This is a genomic window from Mesorhizobium sp. B1-1-7 (assembly GCF_006442705.1).
Lineage (GTDB): Bacteria > Pseudomonadota > Alphaproteobacteria > Rhizobiales > Rhizobiaceae > Mesorhizobium > Mesorhizobium opportunistum.
This window is the reverse complement of record NZ_VFWQ01000022.1, coordinates 1-21,530: the sequence shown is the minus strand read 5'-3', so window position 1 is coordinate 21,530 and position 21,530 is coordinate 1. Positions and strand designations below refer to the sequence as shown.

Genomic DNA, 21,530 nt, shown 5'->3' with positions numbered 1-21,530 from the left:
ACATTGTGCAACGAGCGTGGTGAAAACATGGTCAGGTTTGCTTTCGCTTCTCCACCTCCGCCTTCCTCAGCAGGAAGCGCTGGATCTTGCCGCTCGGCGTCTTCGGCAATTCCGTCACGAAATCGATCTCGCGCGGATAGGCGTGGGCCGACAGCCGCTTGCGGACATGCTGCGCCAGTTCCTCGGCGAGCGCCTCGCTGCCCTTGTAAGCGGGCGCCAGGATTACGAAGGCCTTGACGATCTCGGTGCGCTGCGGATCGGGCACACCAACCACGGCGGCCTCGTTGACCGCGAGATGTTCGATCAGCGCGCTTTCGACATCGAAGGGGCCGATGCGGTAACCCGATGAGGTGATGACGTCGTCGGCGCGGCCGATGAAGGAGACCGAGCCGTCCGGCTCGTATTCCACCGTGTCGCCGGTGCGGTAGTAGCCGCCCGCGATCGCCGGCGTTTCGGCCTGGTGGTAGCCATCGAACCAGCGCAGCGGCGAGTTGGCGATGTCGACGGCAAGGATGCCAGGCTGGTTGGGGCCGAGCTCGTTGCCGGCCTCGTCCAGCACCACCATGCGGTAGCCGGGCATGGCAAAGCCGGCGGAGCCCGCGCGGACAGGATGCGCGAGGCCGTGGTGATTGTTGACCATCATTCCGTTCTCGGTCTGGCCGTAATGATCGTGGATGGGCGCACCGAGGTGGGCGTCGAACCAGCGGATCACCTCCGGGTTTAGCGGCTCGCCGGCGCTGCTCACCACGCGCAGCCGGCCCTTGACGCGGGCGGCGGCGTCGGGACCTTCGGCGAGCAGCAGGCGGAAGGCGGTGGGCGAACCGGCCAGGCTGGTGACGCCGAGCCGCTCGATGACGTCATAGGTGCTCCTGGCATTGAAAGGTCCTTCGTTGAAGGTCGTGGCGATGCCGAGCTGCAGGGGGCCGGTGATGGCGTAATAGAGGCCATAGGCCCAGCCGGGATCGGCGATGTTCCAGAAGACATCGTCTGGACGAAGTCCGATCGCGTCACGCATATAGGCGCCGAAGGCCAGCAGCGCACTGAGCGGCACCGGCACGCCCTTGGGCAGGCCTGTCGTGCCCGAGGTAGACATCATCATGAACAGGTCGGAACCTTTGCGCATCACCGGCTCACAGTCGGGAGAGACGGCGGCAATGGTGGCACGAAAATCGATGTCGCCTTGGGGCAGGGTATCGCCTGGGTCGAGAATGGTTGCCACGCGCGGGCAGGTCTCGATCTCGTCGAGCTTGCCGCGATTGGCCGGATTGGTCACCACCAATTTCGCGCCGCTGTAGCCGAGCCGGTGTTCGATCGCTTTTGGGCCGAAAGCGGTGAACAGCGGCTGGTAGACGGCGCCGACGCGCCAGGTGCCGAGGATCAACGCCACCAGTTCGGGAATGCGCGGCAGCATGCCGGCGACGACATCGCCGGGGCCGACGCCCAGTTGCTTGAGCAGGTCGCCGACGCGGCCCGACATATCGGCCAGATCGTCGAAGCTGAATTGCCTGAGTTCGCCGCCGGCCGAGATCGCGCGCAACGCCAGACGTCCATGGCCGGTATGGCGGCCGCAGCATTCGACATAGGCATTGATGCCGGTCGCCGGGTCGCCGTCGAGCCTGGCGATCTCATCTTCGATGCGAAAGTGCTGAACAGCGTCCTCGTAGCGCGGCAAGCCGGTCCTGGTCATGGCAGTCCTCCCTGGCGGCGCCACATCTCCCCACGGAGCGCCGTCGCGGCGACAATGACATCAGATGGCGTGGATGGGCAATGAAGGAAGCCGGTCGCGCAGGCAGAAGAACCGGCGGGCGGAGCTAGGATCCTTGCCGGCTGTGTCCGGCGCTGGAGCCGTAGAGTGTGGCGCTGCACTCGCGCATCATGCGCAGCGCTTCTTCCTCGGTCAGGCCGAACTTGCGCATCATCCGCCGGATTTCGGGACTCACCGAGACCTCGACCGGTCTTGCCGCATGACGCGTCTTCCTGGCCTTCTTCTTTGGCATCAGTGCGCATCCCAATCTGGTCCGGGCATGCTTCGCATCAGCTCTGCCCCGGCCTTACGGTGCCACGCCAGATCATCGGGGCATGGTAGATCATACGGCTGCCGGCACCGCCTTCGTCCCGCGCACCGGTGGCCAGCCGCACGGCGTGCGTGGCGATCTCCTCGATGGGCGGTGCGAACGTCGTCAGCCGGTATGACGCCCAGTCGGCCTGTTCGATATCGTCGAAGCCGATGACGCAAAGATCGCGCGGCACGCTGATGCCGAACTCATGACGCGCCGCGTCCAGGAAGCCGCAGGCGATGAGGTCGGTGACGCAGAACGCCGCATCCGGCCGCTGCCGGCCGGAAAACAGGCGCCTGGCGCCCTCGACGCCGGTTGCGTAGCCGGTGCGCCCTTCGCGCCACAGGATCACTTCCAGCCCTTCCTTCCGCGCGGCGGCGATGAAAGCCGTCTCGCGGGCCAGGAGGCTGGGTGTGCGGGCGGCCGACGTGACCAGGGCAGGCCTCGTGCAACCGGCGCGGATGAACGCGTGCAATGCCGCCTCGGCGGCTGCGGCGTTGTCGACGCCGATGTTGTGCGGCCCGTCGAAGCGATCGTCGCGATTGATCAGGATCAGCCGCTGGCCGTTTTCGAGACAGGTGCGGATCAGGACTTGCGGCGGCGAACCGGACAGCACGATGCTCGCATCGGCGCGATAATTCAGCGTGTTGCGCAATGCCTGATCGACATGGTGGCTGGGGCCGGAGGTGTTGAACACCATGGCCACCTTGCCGGCATCCCGCAGATGCTGCGTCAGCATCCGCTGCAGCCGGGCGTGATAGGGCGTGTCGCCGTCGGCGACGATAAGGCAGACGATGCCCGTGGAGGCCCGCATCAGGCCGCGTGCCAGATGGTTGACGTGATAACCGAGCTGCTCGGCCGCCAGCAGCACACGCTCGCGGGTTTCTTCCGAGACGCTGGCGCCGGGGGTGAAGGTTCGCGACACGGCCGAACGCGAAACACCGGCGAGGTCGGCGACCTGCTGGGCGCTGGAAAAACCGTTGCGGGCTCTCTGGACGGTCAAGCGAAATGTCTCGCTGCTGTTTCTCGTGATTCCTTGCACGGCAGTGCAACATAGCGCAAGTTCTGAGCTATTGCTACTGCCCCACTTGACACTCGCGCCTGAATGAAACAGCTTTGCACAGCCGTGCAACAAATGCGGCGCTGGAGGATTATCCTGTCCATTTCAGCGACGACGGCATCGAGGGCGCGATTGTCCGGACCGGCTGCATGAGCACAGCAGTGGCGCATCCCGGGGCGGACCGGCTGTCCGATGCCGAAATGGACAGGCGTGCCGATGTCTGCCGCAAGTTGCTCGCCTCGGCGGGAGAATTGGCGATGGAGGGATACTCCAGGCTCGACGCCACCCAGCCGGTGGCGATGAAGGGACCGCAGGATTTTCTCACCGAAACCGACGGCAAGGTCGAGGAGCACATCCGTGCGACGCTGGCCGCGGCCTTTCCGCAGGACGGGTTCCTGGGCGAGGAGACCGGCGGCACCGGCTCGGTCCGCATGTGGGTCGTCGACCCGATCGACGGCACCGCCAATTTCATGCGCGGCATTCCGCATTTCTGCATCTCCATCGCCTTCGTCCAGGACGGCCGCAGCGAGATCGGCGGCATCTCCAATCCGGCCGTCGGCGAGACGTATTTTGCCCGCCGCGGACGCGGCGCGACGCGCAACGGCGCGGCGATCCATGTTTCGCCGACGCAAGCTTTCGACCGCGCCTTTGTCGAGTTCGGCTGGTCGCCCAGGATCCCGAACCGCGACTATCTGGACAAGGTCGCGCTGGTCTGGTCACTCGGCGCCAATGTGCGGCGCTCCGGCTCGGGAGCGCTTGGGCTGGCCTATGTCGCCGACGGCCGCTCGGATGCTTATGCCGAGCTTCACATCAATTCTTGGGACTGCCTGGCCGGATTGCTTCTGGTGGAGGAGGCCGGGGGCCGGGTGAACCGGTTCCTCGACGGCGAGGGCATGACGAAGGGCAATCCCGTGCTTGCCGCAGCACCAGGCGTGGCGGCGACACTGTCCCAGGTGATCGGAGTGCCGCTCGACGACGGTTGAATTTCAAGAGCAGTTAAAGGGAGGAATATCGATGAAAGGTCCATTTGTTCGCAGGCGGGGCAGGGCATGGCTTGGTCTCGCGGCACTCGCCATTCGCCCGCCGTGGCGGAAGGAACCGTCGTCGGCATCGATTTCGACCCGGCAAAGATCGTGCTGATCGCCGGCGAATAGGGCTGGATCTCACCCCTAGAGGTTCGCCTCGGCGAAGATGCGCGCGGCCCAGTCGAGGAAGACGCGCAGCCGGGGCGAAAGCTGCCGGTTCTGCGGGTAAAGCGCCGAGAGTGGCGTCGGAGAGGGCGGATAGTCGGCCAGCACCTCGATGAGCGTGCCGTCGGCAAGATCCTTTTCGAAGCGATAACGTGGGGCCTGGATGAGGCCGAGGCCAAGCCTGGCCAGGTCGGCGGCGGTGTCGGAATTGTTGGCGGCGACGCGGCCCGGCAGCCTGACTTCGCGGGTCTTGCCGCCGACGGTGAATTCGAAGGGCAGCACCTCGCCGGTGCGCGACGAGACGAAGCCGACCGCCTGGTGGCCGTCGAGCGCGTCGGGGGAGGCGGGCGTGCCGTGGCGTTCGAGATAGGCGGGGCTGGCGCAGGTCATCTCGCGGATCATGGCCAGCCGCCGCATGATCATGCCGCTGTCGGGCGGCTCGCCGACGGGGATAACGCAATCGACGCCCTCGCGCACCAGATCGACCAGCCGGTCGCTCTGGCCGATCTGCAGGTCGATGCGGGGATGGCGGGCAAGGAATTCCGGCAGGCGCGGCAACAGGAAGGTGCGGGTGAGCAGCGTGCTGGCGTCGATGCGCAGCAGGCCGAATGGCTCGGCATTGCGGAAGGCGGCTTCCGCATCCTCGATTTCGGCCAGGATCGACAGGCAGCGCCGGTAATAGGCCTCGCCATCCTGCGTGGCGTTCACCTGCCGTGTCGTGCGTTCCAGGAGCCGCGCGCCGAGATGTTCTTCCAGCCGGCGGATCGCTTCCGTCGCGGTTGAGCGCGGCAGGCCGAGATCGGCGGCAGCAGCGGTGAAGCTGCGCCGCTCGAGAACGCGAACGAAGAGCCGCATCGTGTCCAGGCGATCCATGGTCTTTGTTCGCAGTTTCCGAATAGTGATGTCAATGGGAGGCTGATTATCCGGAAGATGGCATGGCCTATATCCCGTGTCACCGATAACACGGAGAGACTTCCATGACATCCATTCCGACCAGAGCTGCGATCGTGACCGGTGCTTCCAAGGGCATCGGTGCGGCAATCGCGCGGCGGCTTGCCCGTGACGGCGTCGCCGTTGTCGTCAATTATTCACGAGGCCGTGCGGAGGCCGAAGAGCTTGTCCGCACGATCGAAGCCGAAGGCGGCAAGGCGGTTGCCATACAGGCCAACATCGCCGATCCGGCTGGTATCGCCATGCTTTTCGATGCCGGTGAGCAGGCGTTTGGGGGCGTCGACATTCTCGTCAACAATGCCGGCATCATGAAGCTTTCGCCGGTCGCCGAGACCGATGATGCCTCCTTCGACCACCAGGTCGCCACCAATCTCGGCGGCGTGTTCCGTGGAATGCGCGAAGGCGCGCGCCGGCTTCGTGATGGTGGCCGCATCATCTCATTCTCCAGCAGCGTCGTCGGCCTCTATCAGCCGGGTTATGGTGTCTACGCTGGCACCAAGGCAGCGGTCGAGGCGATGACGCACATTCTGGCCAAGGAGCTTGGCGCGCGCCGTATCACCGTCAACGCGGTGGCGCCCGGACCGGTCGAGACGGCGCTGTTCACGGACGGCAAGAGCGCGGCGCAGATCGAGGCGATCGGCAAGATGATCCCGCTCGGCCGGCTCGGCCAGCCCGTCGATATCGCCGGTGTGGTCTCGTTCCTGGCCGGGCCGGACAGCTTCTGGGTCAACGGGCAAATCATCCGCGCCAATGGCGGCGTGATCTGAAGGAGGCTGTCGACGGCGTCTCCAGCCGCCGGACGGCTGCTCCATCCCAAAGCCTGAAATCCAACTTCAACACAAAAGGAAACGATCATGCCATTCGCCAACATCAAGATGCCGCAGGCGGCCCTCTCCAAGGCACAGAAGGAAGACCTCATCCATCGGACCACCGCCATGTTCGTCGACTTTTTCGGCGAGGGCGTACGGCCCTACACGATGGTGCTGGTCGAGGAGGTCGCCGACGGCGGCTATGGTCGCGCCGACGAAGTGTTCGTCGTGCCGGAAGCCTACCGCGCCAAGGAGTAGCTCAGGGAAAGGTTTGCGCCAGTACCCCCACCCGGACCTTCGGTCCGACCTCCCCTCAAGGGCCCCACAAGGGGGAGGTGGGAGCCGAGCTTTTCTGCATTTCCACAAAAGCACGGTCGCATAGGTGGACAAGGCGCTTCCTAACCCTCCCCCTTGTGGGGAAAGTCGCTGCGAAGCAGCGGGGTGAGGGCTGCGCGGCGCCGCTCAATCACTCCTGGGCATCCCGACCCAGTCGGCCGCGATTTCGGCGAACAGCCAGTCGCGGAACGCCCGGACCTTTTTCTGGCGCAGTGCGCCTTCGGGATAGACGACGTAGTAGCGAGCCGCCGATTTCAGCGCGAGGTCGAAAGGCCGCACCAGGCGCCCCGCCGCAAGGTCGGCCGAGACCAGCGCACTGCGGCCGAGCAGCACGCCTTCGCCATGCACCGCCGCCTCGACGGCGAAGGTCGCGGAATCGAAGCGCACGCCGCGCTTGGCGTCGACGTCCGTGACGCCCGCTTGGTCCAGCCATGTCGCCCAGTCGATGCGGAAAGCGTCGTGGATCAGCTTGTGATGCCTGAGATCCTCGGGCCGGCGCAGCGGATGTTCACCCGCCAGGAGTTCCGGGCTGCAGACCGGGAAGACCTCCTCATCGGCGAGAAACTCGGCGGTCACCCCGCTGTAGTCGCCCCGGCCATAGCGGATGGCGATGTCGATGCCGTCGCTGACGAAATCGGCAAACACGCCCGAGGTCGACAACCGCACGTCGATATCGGCGTTGGCGCGGTGGAAGCGATGCAGCCTCGGCACCAGCCAGCGACCGGCGAAGCCGTCCGAGGTGCTGACGTTCAGGACGCGCGTCGAGCGGTCCGGCGTTGCGGCGATGGTGGCGGCGGCGATCTGGTCCAGCGCCTTGCCGACCTCCGCCGCATAGGCCGCGCCTACCGGCGTCAGGCGCACCGACCTTGTCCCGCGATCGAACAGCTGGATGCCCAGCCTGTCCTCGATGTTGCGGATGGCGCGGCTGACCGCGCCATGGGTGACGTTGAGCTCTTCCGCCGCCTTGGAGAAACTCAAATGCCGGGCGGCGGCGTCGAAGGCGGGCAAAGCGGTGAGGGGTGGCAGTCTGCGCGGCATGGTCTCGACCTGTGAGCATTGCTCACAAATCCTGCACAAAGAGTCGTTTGTCGTCCAGCCCAAAGATGGCCAATATTCAAGGCGTACCGCGCATCCACATCGAGCTTTCCGGCTCGCCGATGCGCTGAAGACCAGACATGAGTGTGAGCGATCGTCATGCTCGCCCGCTGGGCGGCACCGGCATCCTTGCGCCCAAACGAACACAGGAGACGAACAATGACCCTTGGATATATCGGCGCCGCGATAGGTGGCCTTGCCATGCGAAGCGTAGCAGCATTCGAGCACCGCCGCACCCTGCGTCAGGTTTCACGCCTCTCGGACCGACGCCTGCGCGACATCGGCCTGGAGCGCGACTGGGACGGTTCCATTCTTGGCAACGGGAGGGGAATATGACCAGCACCTTGATCATCGGCGCGACGGGACTTCTGGGCAGCGAAATGGCGAAGGCGAGTGCGCGCAACGGCGACAGCCTGCATGTCCTTGTCCGGCCGGCAACCGCAGGCAATGAGGAGCGGATGCGCCCGCTGCGAGACCTCGGCGCCATGGTCCATGTCGGCGATCTCGACGACTATGACAGCCTTGTCCGCGCCGTCGGCAAGGTCGATCGCGTCATCAGCTCGGTGCATGTTGGCTCGGCCAGCGAGATGACGCTGGTGCGCGCCATCAAGGATGCCGGCGTCTCGCGCTATGTGCCCTCCGCCGGCTTCGGCCTCGACTTTGCCGCCGCCGCACCCGGCTCGATCGAACCGCTCGACATCAAGCGAGCCGTGTTCGATGCGGTCAGGCAAGCCGATCTGCCCTATACGGTGATATATACCAATGGCTTCTTCTCGACCTGGGTGGCCACGCTAGGCGACCTGACGCGGTTCGGCTCGACGTCCCTGCCGCCGGATGAGGTCACGCTCTACGGCGATGGCAATGTGCCGGCGACCTTCGTCAGCGAAAAGGACATCGCCGCCGTCACCCTGCGTGCGCTGGAGGATCCGGGTGCCGTCCGCCGCGAAATCCGCATCGCGCAGAACAGGATCACGCAGAACGAGATGATCGAGCTGTGGCGCAAGGTGAGCGGCCGCTCGCCTGGCATCAAGCACATGAACGCCGACGAGCTGGAGGCGCTGATCGCGGCCGTCCCTGGCCTCGCATTGCTGCGCGCATTCTGGATCCGCGGCGAGACCGCGCTGGAGACGGCCACTCCCGAGGCCGGTGCGCTTTATCCGGAGTTGAGGTTCGAGACGATCGAGAGCGCCTTTGTGGAGATGGCTGCAGGAGGCGGGCGGACGGTGTGAAGGTTGGATGCCTTGCGAGGTTGGTGCGCTACGACGCCCCCTCTGTCCGGCAGGACAGAGGGGGGCGTCGTAGGGCGGGGCAGACATCGTTTGGCGTCCATGGCGGTTGACCCAACCGCCCATCCGGCCGATAGGTCCGCGCGAACAGCCCGAGACCCGCAATGACCGACCTCAAAGATGCAACCCGTGCCACCGACGCCACCTGGCAGGACGATGTCCGCCAGGGCGTGCGGCATGTCCGCGATCTGGCCGCCTTGCCGCTGTCGCCCGCCGAGCGCCAAGCCGCCCAGCAAGCCGCGACGCTTCACAAGGTGCGCGTGCCAAAAACCTATCTCGACCTGATCGACTGGAACGACCCGGCCGACCCTATCCGGGCACAGGTGATCCCGTCGCCGGACGAACTGGTGGAAGCGGAGGGTGAGCTTGGCGACCCGATCGCCGATCACGACTTCAGCCCGGTGCCCAGGCTGACGCACCGCCATGGCGACCGGGTGCTGTTGTTCCCGACCTATCAATGCGCTGTTTATTGCCGGTTCTGCTTCCGCAAGGAATCCCTGACCTCGATCGGCCGCGGCTACACGCGCGAGGCGCTGGAGCCGGCGCTGGCCTATATCGCCGACCACTCCGAGATACGCGAGGTGATCCTGACCGGCGGCGATCCGCTGTCGCTGTCGGACAAGGCACTGGCCGAAATCTTCATGCGCATCGAGGCTATCCCCCATGTGCGGCTGCTGCGTATCCACACCCGCGTGCCGGTGGCGCTGCCGTCACGCATCACGCCAGGGCTGGTCGAAGCGCTGCAAGGCCGGCTGATGGTCACCGTCGTCACCCATTTCAACCATGCACGCGAGATCACCGACGCTGCCGAGGCGGCTTGCCGGACAATGCGCCAGGCGGGCTTCGTGCTGCTCAACCAGAGCGTTCTGCTCAAGGGCGTCAACGACAGCGTCGAAGTGCTGGAAGAGCTCTGCCGCGAGTTGATGTACCGGTTGGGGGTAAAACCCTATTACCTGCACCATGGCGACCTCGCGCGCGGCATGGCGCACAGGCGCACCACGATTGCGCAGGGCCAGGCGCTGGTGGAAGCGCTGAGGGCGCGGCTGTCGGGCATCTGTAATCCCGTCTATGTGCTGGACCTCCCGGAAGGCGGCGGCAAGGTGCCGCTCGGGCCGTGCTCTATCGAGGGACGCGATGGGGAGAGCTGGCGGATACGCGGGCAGGATGGCGCGGTGAGGGGATATACGGAGATCACCGAAGCGTGAGAAGCAGGTGCGCCGGCGCCGGATCAGCTAGTCCGCACCGGCCTCGACAAACGCCAGCACGACCACGCGCGGCGCTATGCGGTATGCGAGGCGGACGCTGCGGCCCGTCTTCGTCACCGCGCGACCTGCGTTGAGGTCGACAGTGATATCCTCATAGCCTAGCACATTGCGGTCGAGCGCATATGCCGCCTTGTAGACCGCCTCCTTGGCTGAAAAGAGGATACGGCCGGCAAGATGCAGGGGCGCCGCACCGGTTTCATCCGCTGGGGTTTGAACAATCGCCAGGAGCTCGTCGGGCAGGGGCAATGCCGGCTCGACGTCGATGCCGAGCGAGGCGATGTGGCCAAGCGGCGCGACCGCGGCCACGGCCATCTCGTCGTCATGGGCGAGCGAACCAACTATCTCGCCGGGCCAGACCGGCGCGCCGGAGGTGCCGCGCGGGATGGCGAGGTCGTTGACGCCGAGATCCGCCAGCAGCCGGTGCGCGATCCACCGCGCCGCGCCGCTGGCGCGTCGCATGGCCGGCTGGCGCGCCGGAATGGATTGCGCCTCCGCGGGCAAGAGGTGCGCCTCGTCGCCTCCACGGATCATCCGGCATCCGGTGCGGACGCCGTTGGGGGCGATGGCGGCCAGCGCCCGCGCGAGTGAGATTTCCTCAAGCTGCTCCAGGGCGGACGGAATTGCGGGAAGTGTCATCGGCCGCTCGATGCGGGCAGCACGAGCTCGGCGATCATTTCCCCGTCCTCGTCGAGGCCTTCCTCGACGAAACCGGCGGCGCGGTAGAGCCGGCGCGCGGCCTCATTCTCCGGTTCATAGCAAATCGAGACGTGCCTGACGTGGCCGAGCCCCCGGATTTCGCCCAGCACTTCACGCAGCGCGGCCTTGCCGTAGCCTTTACCCTGGCTGGAGCGGTCGATCATGAAGCGATAGATGCGCGCCTCGTCGTCATCGCGCGGCGCCTCGTACATCAGAAATCCGACGACACGGTCGCCGGCGATCACCGCGCGTGGCCGTGCATCCCTGTCGGATCTGGCTTCATCCAGGGAGTCCGCATTGCCGGCGACGAAATCGATCTGCTCCGGCGCCAGTCGCAGGGACGTGACCAGGGCCCGGTTGGCCCTGGTCACCGGGACGAGACGGATTTCCACCATCTCGCGGGACGTTCCGTCACTTTTCGCCATCGTCGGCGACCGGAGTCACGAACCGATGCAGCTTGGCCGGGTTGCCGCGCCAGATCGAGTTGGGCTCCAACTCCTCGCCCTTCATCACGAAGGAATCGGTGTCGGCCACCGAGCCTTCGCCCATCACCACCCCATAGTGGACGAAGGCGGAGGGCCCGAGCGTGCAGCCATTGCCGATGCGGATGTAATCGGACTTGAACGCACCTTCTTCGAGCGAATGGGCCTGGATGACGCAGCCCTCGTTGAGGGTGACGTCGTCGCCGATCTCCACCAGGGAACGTTCGGTCAGGTTGCTGCCGCCATCATAGACGCGCTTGCCGACCTTGACGCCGAGCAGGCGCAGGATCACCGGCCGGAACGGCGTGCCGGCGAACAGGCGCACGATCGGTGAATCGGCAAGCTTCCAGTGGCGTTCGTGGCGCCAGAAGGCGACGTCGTAGATCGTCGTGATCTGGGGCTTGAGCCTGCCAAAGCCAAGGCTTGCCCGCTCGACCAGGATGTAGAACGGGATGGTGATGGCCGAGGTCAGGAGCACGGCCACGAAAAGCGCGACCTCCGCCCACTCGCTGTAGTAGTTCAGCGCCCGGTCCCAGATCGCCAGCGTGGCGAACAGCATCACCCATTGCGTTGCCACGAACAGCAGGATGGTCACCAGATTGTGGCGGTTCTTGTGCGGGATGCGCTGTCGGCGGTCGGCCTCGTCGACGCCGGCGATGAGTTCCTTGTCGCGGTTCACTATGCGCGGGATCTCGAAAGCCGGAGAGCCCAGAAGCCCGACATTCTCGCGTAACGGTCCATCGACGGGGACCATCACCTTGGTGCCGAGCAGCACGTTGTCGCCCGTGCGTCCATCCGGCGGATAGTAGATGTTGTTGCCGAGATAGTTGCGTTCGCCGATGCGCGTCGGCTCGAGCCTGAAGGCGGTGGCGGACTTGTGCATATTGATCATGAAAAGCCCGTCCGAGACCATGGTCTCGGTGCCGATCTCGCACAGGAGAGGGTTTTCGTGCTGCTGGTTGGAGCCGAAATTGGAACCCGTCTGCACCACCTTGTTGAGATTCCAGCCGATGGCGCGCATGTAGTGGACGATTGCCGAACTGTCGCCGAACAGCAGGCCGAGCACGCGCGAGTTGCTCGAGAATTCGGCGACGGTCTGCAGCCAGTAGCGGAAACCATAGAGCGAGTAGGTGCGGCCGGGCTTCAGCACCAGGCTTATCAGGCGCGGCACGACCGTCGCGGCGAGGAAGGCCGCGGCGATGTATCCGAGAAGCGTGACCGTGGTGCCGATCGCGACCAGGCCGATCGTCTCCTGATAGTCGTCGCCGACATTTTCCCAATAGCTGTGGAACAGGAGCGGCAGCGGGGTGACGATGGCGAACAACCCGATCAACTGAACCGCTTCGTAGAGGACGCGCCGGACATTGGACGGATCGACGGCGCGTACCTTGCAATAGTCCGCCGTGGTCGGCACCGCCGGCGATCCATGCCAGTGTTCGCCGTCCGGGATGCTTTGCCCGCGCTGCAGCGAGGACGAGTGGCCGAGCTGGCCGCCGTCGCCGATCTTGGTGTCGATGTCGATGGTGCAGCCAACACCGACGAAAGCGTCGCGGCCGATGGTCAGCGGCCCGGTGTGGATATAGCCGGCCTGGGCCCGATAGCCGAGGATCATCGATTCCTTGCGCAGGATCGTCTGGGCGCCGATCGAAATGAGATCGGTGCAGACGGGCACGGACTTGGATTCGATGACCGCGTTCTTGCCGATCCTGGTTCCAAGCAGCTGCAGGTAGATGCTGTAGAGCGGGCTGCCGCGGAACAGGACCACGGGCGCGGTGCGGATCAAGGTCTTGACGACCCAGAAGCGATAATAGCGCAGGCCCCAGATGGGGAACGTTTCGGCCTTCCAGCGGCCCACAAGCAGCCATTTGGCGGCGACGGCAAAGCCCGACATGCCGAAGAACACGCCGGCCGAGAGCGCCACGCACCGGATATAGAGCTGCAGCGGCTCGTCGAGCGCGTCATAGACCCAGTTGAGGCCGTCATTGACCGCCCATAGCGCGACATAGCTGTAGAGGCCGTAGAAGGCGAGCTGCGCGGCACCGCAAGTCCAGTAGACAAGGCTCGACGCCTGGCGGGTGAGGACAGGTTCGTTGGTGGCGGTCGTCATCTCTTCGGCCACGCGCAGGTGCTTGGCCAGGCGCGCCACGGTCGGATAGAGATAGATGTCGCGCATGGAGGCCGTCGCCCATTCCTTCCGGGTGCGCACGCGCGCGCAGAAATGGGCCATCAGCAGGGAGTTGGCGCCGAGGTCGTCGAAGAAATTGTCCTCGACGGACACTGCGTCGAATTTCAGCACCGCGGCCAGCGCCTCGGCGAGAAAGCGCTCGTCGTCATTCCCGGGCGCCACCATCTCGCGGTCGGCGGAAAGCCTGATGCTGGTCGGCTTCGGAAGCTGGCGAAGGTCGACCTTGTTGGAAACCGTCATCGGGATCGCCGGCAGTTCCTCCAGATAGGAGGGCACCATGTAATCCGGCAGGCGCCGCTTCATCGTGCTGGCAATATCGGCGCGCGACAGCGGCGGCAGGCCGGCCTTTGGCGCGAAATAGGCGACGAGTTCGACGCGGCCGGGCTCGATCTCCCAGGTGGTGACGGCGGCCTGCGCGATCTCCGGCTGGTCCAGCAGCACCGCCTCGATCTCGCCCAGCTCGATGCGGTAGCCGCGGATCTTCACCTGGGTGTCGATGCGGCCGGCATACTCGATCTCGCCGTCGTCGTTGATCCGGCCAAGGTCGCCCGTCCGGTAGATGCGCCGCGATGGGTTGTTGGGCAAATCGAGGAAATCGGCGATGAATTTCTGTTCGGTGAGGTCGGGCCTGTTGAGGTAGCCCACGGCAAGGCCGATGCCGGCAATGCCGATCTCGCCCAGTTCGCCCGGCTCGGCCAGTGCCGGCACTTCGGGGTCGAGGATGACGATGGAATAAGTGGGCAGCGGCGCGCCGATGGTCACGGGCTTATCGGGGGTCAGTTCACCCATCGTCGCGGTGACGGTCGCCTCGGTCGGGCCATAGGTGTTGAGGATCTTCCGGCCGGGCCTGGACCAGCGCACCACCAGATTGTGCGGGCAGGCCTCGCCGCCCACCAGCAGCGTGCGCAGGCTCGGCACGTCGCTCGCCATGGACGACAGCAGGGTCGGGCTGCAGGCCATGCAGGTGATCTCATGGTGGCGCAGGAAATCGGCCAGCTCCTCGCCGACCAGCGTTAGCGGGCCGGGTGCCGGCACCACCGTCGCGCCGGCGACGAAGGGCACCCAGATCTCCTCGGAGGAAAAGTCGAAGGCGATGGTCATGCCCTGGTAGACGCGATCGCCCGGCCGGTATCCGTAGGATGCGGCGGCGACGCGGATGAAATTGACGAAGCTCTGGTGCCGGATGGCGACGCCCTTCGGCCTGCCTGTCGTGCCCGACGTGTAGAGGATGTAGCAGATGTCGTCGGCGGGCGCCGCGTCGAGCCGCAGCGTTGCGTCGGAGCGTGCGGAGATGTCGGTGGCGGCGCTGTCGATCAGCACATGGGGAACCGGCAGCAGACCGGCTCGCTCCGCATAGGCGGCGATGGTGACGATCAGGCTCACGCCGGCGTCTTCGATGATGAGGGTCATGCGCTCTTGCGGGAAGGCGGTGGCCAGCGGCACGAAGGCGGCTCCGGCCTTCGTTACGGCGAGCACCGCGACATAGGTCTCCGCCGACCGGTCGAGGATGAGACCGACCCGGTGACCCGGCCGCACGCCACGCTCGACCAGTAGGCGGGCGAACTGGTTGGCCCGCCTGTCGAGCTCGCGATAGGTCCAGACACGTCCCTCGCTGATCACCGCCGGCAGCGTGGCGAAGCTTTCGGCGAGCTGCTCGAAGACCGCATCGAGCCGCTCATCTGGCTGACCTGCCCGGGCGAAATCGGCGCCCGCCAGGATCTGGCTGCGCGCCACTGTCCGCGGGGCGATCCTTACAAGAGCTTCGATGCTATCCAGGCCCGCCCGATCGGGCTCTCCGCCCGATCTTGCCGCTTCCCTGTCCAGTTCGGCGATATCGACACCGTGGTCCATTTCCAAAACTTTCTTATCCTAGCCGAACCGTGCCAGGCACATGTCGATCGTGCCGCCGCTCAAGCAGGCATTGTCGGCTGTGCGGCCGCTGCAATTTGACGTTGTTGGTGAAGGTGGAATGACCGGCGCGCAGGGCGCGGGGCGGAGGCAGACGCACCGCTGGCGGCGAGCGACATCCATCCGTTCGAACCGCGTTGCATTGCCCGTGCCCAATCCGATGCGCTGTGCGGCCGATTCCCGGTCGCTGGGACACGCTTATGCCATCCGATCTTTTCGCCAGTTTTTCCGAACTGTTGAATATTGTTTCTGGATTGTGTCTCGGTGCTCTTTTTTGCCCCGGATTCCTTCCTCCCAAAGAATCTTGCGAGGCCCGGGAATAAAGCGCCGCCCTTCCGGGTCTTCATTTCAGCGGGGCCAATCCAGCGGCCCGCGACCTGAAGAAACGGAACAAGGATTTATCGGAAATGACCAAGCTCGCTCTCAGCGTGGCTGCGATGTTGCTTGCCTCGAGTTCTGCCTTTGCCGGCAGCGACCATTTCGGCACGAGCACCCAGGCCACCGCAACCACCGACAACACCTACACTGCCTCCACTCGCGAGGCGGACATGGTTCGGCACGACACGCAGGCGTCGATGAAATCCGATGCGGAAGAACCCGGCCAGGGCATCTGGGGCCGCTGAGTTCATGAGCGTCGCGCCGGATCCCGACGGCGCGCCTCACCGCATCAGGACGGAGGGCCAGGGGCTTGGCCCTCCGTCATTTCTTCCGATTTTTGCCTTCCGCCACGCAACCCAAAGGAGAGACCACCATGTTCAGCATGACACGTCGCACAGTGCTTCAATCAGCAGCCGCCGCCGCCGCTTTCGGCCTTGCCGGAAAGCTGGAATTCATACGCCCGGCTTTCGCGCAAACACCGGTTGAGCCGACCGTAGGCTTCTACAAATACAAGGTCGGCGATATCGAGGTCACCGCCGTCTATGACGGCATCTGGCGCAAGCCGCACGACCCGGCCTTCATCAAGGATGTATCGGTCGACGACACCAAGGCGGCTCTTGCCAAAGCCGGGCTGCCCACCGAGTTCATGCCCATCCCGCTCACCGTCGTCGTGCTCAAGATGGGCGGTCGGCTGATCATGATGGATGCCGGCTCGGGTGTCGGCCAGTGGCAGGCCAACGCCACGCATTTGCCGGCCAACATGGCCGCCGCCGGCATCGACTACAAGGCGATCGACACCATCATGATCTCGCATTTCCACCCCGATCATGTCTGGGGCCTGATGGAGAAGGGCACCAACACGCCGGTGTTCCCCAATGCCGAGCTGATCGTCAACGCCACCGAATACAATTGGTGGACCGACCCCAGCCGGCTGGCCAAGCTGCCCGAGGGCCGCAAGCCGGCGGGCAAGCGCATCGCCGAGAATTTTTCGAAATGGAAGAACTGGAAGCTGGTCGAGGACGGCGCCGAAGTCGCGCCCGGCATCCAGATCATCGCCGCACCCGGCCACACGCCCGGCCACTCGGTCTACCTCGCCAATTCCGGTGGGGAGCAGCTGATGATCTCGGCCGACACCATGTATGTGCCGGCCCTTCTGGCGCCGCATCCGGAGTGGCAGGGCGCCTACGACCAGGACGGGCCGACCGCGATCGCCACGCGCCACAAGATCGTCGACCGGGTGATCGCGGACAACATCCGCATTTCCGGGTCGCATTTCCCATTCCCCGGCACCGGCGTCTTCGTGAAGGATGGCAGCGCTTACGCTTTCACGCCCGTGCAGATTTGATCACGGTAACCGACAAGCGAGAAAGACAATGAAACAATCCTTCTTGGGCAGACACGCCCTGTACGGTCTGCTCGGCGCCATTGCCGTGCTGACCGTGGTTCCCGTCGCGACGATCATGCCGGCCTATGCCGTCGATGACATCGAGGGCACCGATGCGCCCGATCTCACCGCCGTGCAGGCCAAGATCGCCGCCAAGGACTACAAGGGCGCGCTGGCCGATTTGCGCGATCTCGCGCAGGACAACCAGCAGGCCGATGTCTACAACCTGCTCGGCTTCACGCTGCGCAAGACCGGCGACTTCACCACCGCGCTGACCTACTACAACAAGGCGCTGGAGCTGAAGCCCGACCACAAGGCCGCCCGCGAATATCTGGGCGAGCTCTATGTCGAGACCGGCGACATGGCCAAGGCGCAGGAGCAACTGGCGTCGCTGCAGAAACTGTGCCCCGCCGGCTGCGAGGAGCTTTCCGACCTGCAGAAAGCCATCGACACCAAGGTGACGCAGTAAGTTCCCCCTCACCCGGATTGCCAAGACCGAATTGCCAAGAACAATTCGGGGCAATCCGACCTCTCCCCGAGGGGAGAGGAGGGGCCAACGTTGACGCTTCCCACATCTCCCCTCGGGGGCAGTTTGGGCGCTCGTGGCTGACGCCCGTTGCCGGAGCCGGCGCCTCTCCCTCGAGCCGGCTCCGGCCCTTTCGAACATCGCACGCTGGCAAGCGCCCTTGCAGAGCGGGCGCCTGCCTGTATCAAAATATCGGAGACCGACCATGACATTGACCGAACGTATCGCCCGGTTGCACGCGCTCGCCACGAAATACCACGCTGGGGATGTGACCCTGCTTGCCGGCCGCCTGCTTCTGTCCCTCATCTTCCTGCATGAGGGCGCAACGCTCGCCACCCATTTCGATGCCGCCGCAAAGGCGATGGCGGCATTGGGCGTCGGCCTGCCGCTGTTCGTCGCCACCATCGCGCTGCAACTGGGGGCAGGGCTCTCGATCGCATCCGGCCTGCTGACGCGGTTGGGCGCCATCGGGCTCGGCCTGTTCTGCCTGGCGACGGCCATGCTGTTCCACACCAACTTCGCCAGCCAGAACGAGCTACTGCATTTCGAAAAGGACCTGGCCATATCCGGCGGCATGTTCGTGCTGGCCGCCGTCGGTGCCGGCAGGTTCTCGCTGGACCGGCTGGTGGCGCTCTATTTGCACAAGCGACAGCGCGACAAGGAGATGGCGGCGGCGCTGCTGGCGGTGGAGAACCACATGTGGGTGGGCGAGGTGAAGCTGCCGATTTGAGGGGCGCCCGAACCCTCGCGGCCCAGGCGCAGCACTTGTCTGCTGCATTCCACGCAAAATTCCACTGTTGCGGCGGTTCCTACCACGCCGGCTACCACGCTTGCGCACACACCACGGCCCTATAAAGCGGCCAACAGCGCACGACGAACCCAAGACGATCATGCGCTGAGCAACCTGCCGCCGCGGACCCCGTGGGGATAGCGGCTGGCCGGTTTCGCCTGATGAAAATGTAGAGACAGCCTCGGGAACGCGGTGCGGGCGGCGCGTTGAGGTCCTGTCATCAACTTTAGAAAGATGGAGAATTGAAATGAAGAAGATCGTTCTTACCATTGCCGCGGTTCTGTTTGCCTCCGGCACGGCTTTTGCCGGCAGCGACCACTTCGGCACGGACTATGTCCCGGCCGCCGGCAGCTATCCGACCACGACGACCCATTCGATGATGTCCGGCGGTGCGCCCGACATGAGCGGCACCAAGGGCATCACCGGCAGCGCGGTTGAGGGAAGTGCGAACTCCAGCATGCCCGCACCGGGCTATGGCCAGGGCATCTGGGGCAACCGATAACAAACCGGCCGCCATGGCCGGCATCCAGGCGGCGGTCGCCGCCTGGATCGTTTCTCTGCCTGAATGGCTCGCTCCATTCCTGCTCCAGCGGACCGATCAGCGATGCGCCCGCCGCGCGTGCTTTTCTGGAACAAGCCTTGACGTCCCGCATTCTATTAGCAGGGGCGCAAGGAGCGTGGCGTGAAAGCATTTTTGGGACTGGTCTGTGGCTTCGTGCTGACCCTTGCGGTGTTCGGCAGCGGGTTGGTTTTCGCAGCCTGGCTGCTCGCCGCCAAACCCGCGCGCGAAGCAAGGCCCACCGTCAGCGTGGCGGAGCTGTGGACCAAGAAGGCGCGGCCGGTGAACAAGGCGGCACAGAACCTCGAACGCGTGCCGGCCGAGCAGCCCGCGCCTGCCGACATCGCCGCCAAGGAACCAACCAAGCAGCAGCCAGATCCCACCGTCACCGGCGCTATCGCGCCGGCCGAACTGCCGCCGCCGCATCTCGCCTGGTGCGCCAACCGTTACCGCTCCTACAATCCCGACGACAACAGCTACATGTCCTATAGCGGGCAGCAGCGCACCTGCGTCTCGCCCTATCTCGCCGCCGACCGCACCGCGCCGCCCGCCGCCGAGGCCAGCTATGCCGAGGGCCCGGGGCTGGGCGCTTACGCGGCCGCCGGCGACGACGACCATGTTGCCTCCTGCTTCAGCCGCTACCGCTCCTATCGGCCGGAAGACAACAGCTACCAGCCCTATTCCGGCGGGCCGAGACGCCAATGCGAGTAGCCGGCAGCGGGCTGGCACACGACGAAGGCCGCCGGGAGCGACTGCGACCGCGCGATTTCTGGGATCGTTCGGATCGGCCTCAATGCCCAGAGGAGGAACGACCATGGACGATGACCGGCACGAGAAGATCCAGCAGCGCGCATACCAGATCTGGCAGCGTGAAGGCGGCGGCGATCCCGAGGATCACTGGCACCGGGCCGAAGCCGAGATCGATCGCGAGGCGGCACTGCCGTTGACGGCCGGTGACGCGTTGCCGCGTGAGATCGCCAGCGCCGACGTGCTGACGGTGGAGGAACTGGCGGTGCGCACCGGCATATCGGGCGACGAGGCGCAGGACCTGATCGATCGCCTGGGCACCGACCGCGCCGCCCTTGAACAAGCCGCGCGCAGTCTCAAAAGGCGGCGCACGCCTCAGGAGGGCCAGGCGAAATGATCAGGAAACTCAAGGACGGGAAATACCGGCTCTATTCGCGCAAGAAGGATGAGAAGACCGGGAAGCGGCGGAACCTGGGCACATTCGAGACGCGCGAGGCGGCGGAGAAGCATGAGCGGGAGGTGCAGTATTTCAAGCGGCATTGAGGGGTACCTCTGACTGTCGCGACGGTGACGCACCACTGAGACTGGTTACTTCCGCTGAATACAAAGGCGGCTTTGCGCCTGATCCCGTCAGGATTTCTACGCCACGCGGGGTTGAGCTGGCCTGGATTTGACCACGGTGGCGAGTACGATGCCGGCGACAATGAAGGCAGCACCGACCAGATCGTAATCGTGCAAGCCCTCGCCAAGCAGCAGATAGGCGAGCATGGCGACGAACACCGTCTGCAGGTAGAGCAGCATGCTCGCCCGGCTCGCGCCGAGCGTTTCCACGCTTTTGTTGTAGAGATAGTACATCAAGGCGCCGCCGGGGCCTGCCAGATAGGCGAGCGCGAGGACGCTGTCGATGTCCATGGCGGAGCGTTCGTCGTTGAACAATTCCCACACATGGAAAGGCAAGGCGACCAGCGCACCGGCGCCGAGCAGCAGCACGACCATCGGCAGGAGTTCGATGCCGAATTTGGCACGGCGCAAAAGCACGGTGTACAGACCCCAGCAGAACGCGCTGCCGACGATCCACAACTCGCCGGCGTTGACCTTGAGTTGCAGCAGCGCCGCCAGGTTGCCGTGGGCAACGATGAAAATCATCCCGGCAAGCGCAACCAGGGCGCCAAGCGACTTCCACAGCCCGAGCGGCTCGCCAAGCACGAAACGGGCGAGCACCATCGTCATGACAGGCGACAGCGCCATGATGATGCCCGCCGTGGTGGCGTCGGTGTGGCTGAGGCCATGGTAGATCATGCCCTGGCAGAGCGTCAGGCCGATCGCCCCGACGGCGACGACCTCCACGGCGCGCGTTCGCAAAAGGCCGATCATCGCGTCGTGATGACGGTGCACGATCGGCAGCAGGATGGCGCAAGCAAGCGTCAGCCGCCAGAAGCAGAGGCCCCAGGGCGGCATTTCAGGCGCCACCCATTTGGCCGCGATATAGACGCCAGCCGAAAGCAGCCAGCACAGGACTGCGGCCGGATAGCCGGTCATGGAGGATATGGGGCCGAGCACGGGTTGCGCGGCTTGATGCGCTATCGGCATTGCCTGCATGTCATGCCTCCCCTTCGATGACCTCGGCCGTACTACTCCTAATGGCCATCTCCGCCGAGTACAATGGCGGCTTTGCGCCTCATTTCGGCCGTTAAAGGTAGCTGTCCCGTCGCCTGACGAGAACAGCATCGTGGCTGTCGCCGCTCGTATCCGTCGAGCTCCTCGAACCGGTGCTGCGCCTCGTCATACTTCTCGCTGATCTCGTCCATCCGGTCGGCGGGATCGGC

Annotated in this window: 24 protein-coding genes; 14 read left to right on the top strand and 10 right to left on the bottom strand. The window is 65.1% G+C overall.

Going from position 1 to position 21,530, the window contains the following annotated elements; translation table 11 throughout:
• Positions 1-31: 31 nt before the first annotated feature.
• The 3 genes from FJ978_RS28705 to FJ978_RS28695 form a co-directional block, all read right to left on the bottom strand.
• The gene (locus FJ978_RS28705; protein ID WP_140576024.1) at positions 32-1,687 is read right to left on the bottom strand and encodes an acyl-CoA synthetase; all 1,656 of its coding nucleotides are present in this window, start codon (positions 1,685-1,687) and stop codon (positions 32-34) included.
• A gap of 124 nt (positions 1,688-1,811) precedes the next feature.
• A complete protein-coding gene (locus FJ978_RS28700) occupies positions 1,812-1,997 on the bottom strand; it encodes a cytidylate kinase-like family protein (protein WP_140576022.1) in 186 nt (61 codons plus the stop codon).
• A 37-nt stretch (positions 1,998-2,034) separates the two neighbouring features.
• Positions 2,035-3,060, bottom strand: coding sequence for a substrate-binding domain-containing protein (locus FJ978_RS28695; RefSeq protein ID WP_140576020.1), 1,026 nt, complete (start codon positions 3,058-3,060; stop codon positions 2,035-2,037).
• Positions 3,061-3,266: 206 nt separating this feature from the next.
• Between FJ978_RS28695 and FJ978_RS28690 the strand changes: the two genes are divergently transcribed.
• Positions 3,267-4,100 carry an inositol monophosphatase gene (locus FJ978_RS28690; RefSeq protein WP_013894359.1) on the top strand — a complete coding sequence of 278 codons (834 nt, stop codon included), beginning with the start codon at positions 3,267-3,269 and terminating at the stop codon, positions 4,098-4,100.
• A 186-nt stretch (positions 4,101-4,286) separates the two neighbouring features.
• Here the strand turns inward: FJ978_RS28690 and FJ978_RS28685 are convergent, their stop codons facing one another.
• Complete coding sequence (locus FJ978_RS28685) at positions 4,287-5,180, bottom strand: LysR family transcriptional regulator (RefSeq protein WP_140576018.1); 894 nt, start codon at positions 5,178-5,180, stop codon at positions 4,287-4,289.
• 104 nt (positions 5,181-5,284) lie between these two features.
• Here FJ978_RS28685 and FJ978_RS28680 point away from each other — a divergent pair, with 104 nt between their 5' ends.
• Both FJ978_RS28680 and FJ978_RS28675 read left to right on the top strand, forming a co-directional pair.
• A complete protein-coding gene (locus FJ978_RS28680; protein WP_140576016.1) occupies positions 5,285-6,025 on the top strand; it encodes an SDR family oxidoreductase in 741 nt (246 codons plus the stop codon).
• Positions 6,026-6,112: 87 nt separating this feature from the next.
• Entirely contained in the window at positions 6,113-6,325 is a 213-nt protein-coding gene (locus tag FJ978_RS28675; RefSeq protein ID WP_127263805.1) for a 4-oxalocrotonate tautomerase family protein, read from the top strand.
• A gap of 204 nt (positions 6,326-6,529) precedes the next feature.
• On the opposite strand, the gene FJ978_RS28670 is transcribed toward FJ978_RS28675, so the two are convergent.
• Entirely contained in the window at positions 6,530-7,441 is a 912-nt protein-coding gene (locus FJ978_RS28670) for a transcriptional regulator GcvA (protein ID WP_140576015.1), read from the bottom strand.
• 216 nt (positions 7,442-7,657) lie between these two features.
• Between FJ978_RS28670 and FJ978_RS28665 the strand changes: the two genes are divergently transcribed.
• The 3 genes from FJ978_RS28665 to FJ978_RS28655 all read left to right on the top strand — a co-directional run bounded on the left by FJ978_RS28665 (position 7,658) and on the right by FJ978_RS28655 (position 9,989).
• Positions 7,658-7,834, top strand: a complete 177-nt coding sequence (locus FJ978_RS28665; RefSeq protein ID WP_013894365.1) for a DUF1127 domain-containing protein — start codon at positions 7,658-7,660, stop codon at positions 7,832-7,834.
• Positions 7,831-8,727 (top strand): NmrA family NAD(P)-binding protein, encoded by an 897-nt coding sequence (locus FJ978_RS28660; RefSeq protein WP_013894366.1) that lies wholly within the window; start codon positions 7,831-7,833, stop codon positions 8,725-8,727. The genes FJ978_RS28665 and FJ978_RS28660 overlap by 4 nt, the downstream gene beginning before the upstream one ends.
• A 161-nt stretch (positions 8,728-8,888) precedes the next feature.
• Entirely contained in the window at positions 8,889-9,989 is a 1,101-nt protein-coding gene (locus FJ978_RS28655; RefSeq protein WP_013894367.1) for a KamA family radical SAM protein, read from the top strand.
• Positions 9,990-10,016: 27 nt separating this feature from the next.
• Here the strand turns inward: FJ978_RS28655 and FJ978_RS28650 are convergent, their stop codons facing one another.
• From FJ978_RS28650 to FJ978_RS28640, 3 genes are read right to left on the bottom strand one after another with little or no spacing between them, the layout of a single operon-like run.
• Complete coding sequence (locus tag FJ978_RS28650) at positions 10,017-10,685, bottom strand: 4'-phosphopantetheinyl transferase superfamily protein (protein ID WP_013894368.1); 669 nt, start codon at positions 10,683-10,685, stop codon at positions 10,017-10,019.
• Positions 10,682-11,170, bottom strand: a complete 489-nt coding sequence (locus FJ978_RS28645) for a GNAT family N-acetyltransferase (RefSeq protein ID WP_224731689.1) — start codon at positions 11,168-11,170, stop codon at positions 10,682-10,684. The genes FJ978_RS28650 and FJ978_RS28645 overlap by 4 nt, the downstream gene beginning before the upstream one ends.
• Positions 11,157-15,263, bottom strand: a complete 4,107-nt coding sequence (locus tag FJ978_RS28640; RefSeq protein ID WP_041164153.1) for a Pls/PosA family non-ribosomal peptide synthetase — start codon at positions 15,261-15,263, stop codon at positions 11,157-11,159. Before FJ978_RS28640 ends, FJ978_RS28645 begins: the two co-directional genes overlap by 14 nt.
• A 464-nt stretch (positions 15,264-15,727) precedes the next feature.
• Between FJ978_RS28640 and FJ978_RS28635 the strand changes: the two genes are divergently transcribed.
• The 8 genes from FJ978_RS28635 to FJ978_RS28600 all read left to right on the top strand — a co-directional run bounded on the left by FJ978_RS28635 (position 15,728) and on the right by FJ978_RS28600 (position 20,247).
• The gene (locus FJ978_RS28635) at positions 15,728-15,943 is read left to right on the top strand and encodes a DUF680 domain-containing protein (RefSeq protein WP_013894371.1); all 216 of its coding nucleotides are present in this window, start codon (positions 15,728-15,730) and stop codon (positions 15,941-15,943) included.
• Between the two features lie 128 nt (positions 15,944-16,071).
• Positions 16,072-17,043: an MBL fold metallo-hydrolase gene (locus FJ978_RS28630; RefSeq protein ID WP_013894372.1), complete on the top strand. Its 972-nt coding sequence runs from the start codon at positions 16,072-16,074 to the stop codon at positions 17,041-17,043.
• Between the two features lie 28 nt (positions 17,044-17,071).
• Positions 17,072-17,551 carry a tetratricopeptide repeat protein gene (locus FJ978_RS28625; protein WP_013894373.1) on the top strand — a complete coding sequence of 160 codons (480 nt, stop codon included), beginning with the start codon at positions 17,072-17,074 and terminating at the stop codon, positions 17,549-17,551.
• A 262-nt stretch (positions 17,552-17,813) separates the two neighbouring features.
• Complete coding sequence (locus FJ978_RS28620; protein WP_013894374.1) at positions 17,814-18,338, top strand: DoxX family protein; 525 nt, start codon at positions 17,814-17,816, stop codon at positions 18,336-18,338.
• A 307-nt stretch (positions 18,339-18,645) separates the two neighbouring features.
• A complete protein-coding gene (locus tag FJ978_RS28615) occupies positions 18,646-18,900 on the top strand; it encodes a DUF680 domain-containing protein (RefSeq protein ID WP_013894375.1) in 255 nt (84 codons plus the stop codon).
• Positions 18,901-19,080: 180 nt separating this feature from the next.
• Complete coding sequence (locus FJ978_RS28610) at positions 19,081-19,668, top strand: BA14K family protein (protein ID WP_013894376.1); 588 nt, start codon at positions 19,081-19,083, stop codon at positions 19,666-19,668.
• A 103-nt stretch (positions 19,669-19,771) separates the two neighbouring features.
• Entirely contained in the window at positions 19,772-20,101 is a 330-nt protein-coding gene (locus FJ978_RS28605; protein WP_013894377.1) for a DUF2934 domain-containing protein, read from the top strand.
• Positions 20,098-20,247, top strand: a complete 150-nt coding sequence (locus FJ978_RS28600) for a hypothetical protein (protein WP_013894378.1) — start codon at positions 20,098-20,100, stop codon at positions 20,245-20,247. Before FJ978_RS28605 ends, FJ978_RS28600 begins: the two co-directional genes overlap by 4 nt.
• 96 nt (positions 20,248-20,343) lie before the next feature.
• Here the strand turns inward: FJ978_RS28600 and FJ978_RS28595 are convergent, their stop codons facing one another.
• Positions 20,344-21,303: an EamA family transporter gene (locus FJ978_RS28595; protein WP_013894379.1), complete on the bottom strand. Its 960-nt coding sequence runs from the start codon at positions 21,301-21,303 to the stop codon at positions 20,344-20,346.
• A 38-nt stretch (positions 21,304-21,341) separates the two neighbouring features.
• On the bottom strand, positions 21,342-21,530 hold a 189-nt coding region (locus FJ978_RS32985), incomplete at its 5' end, for a hypothetical protein (protein WP_140576012.1).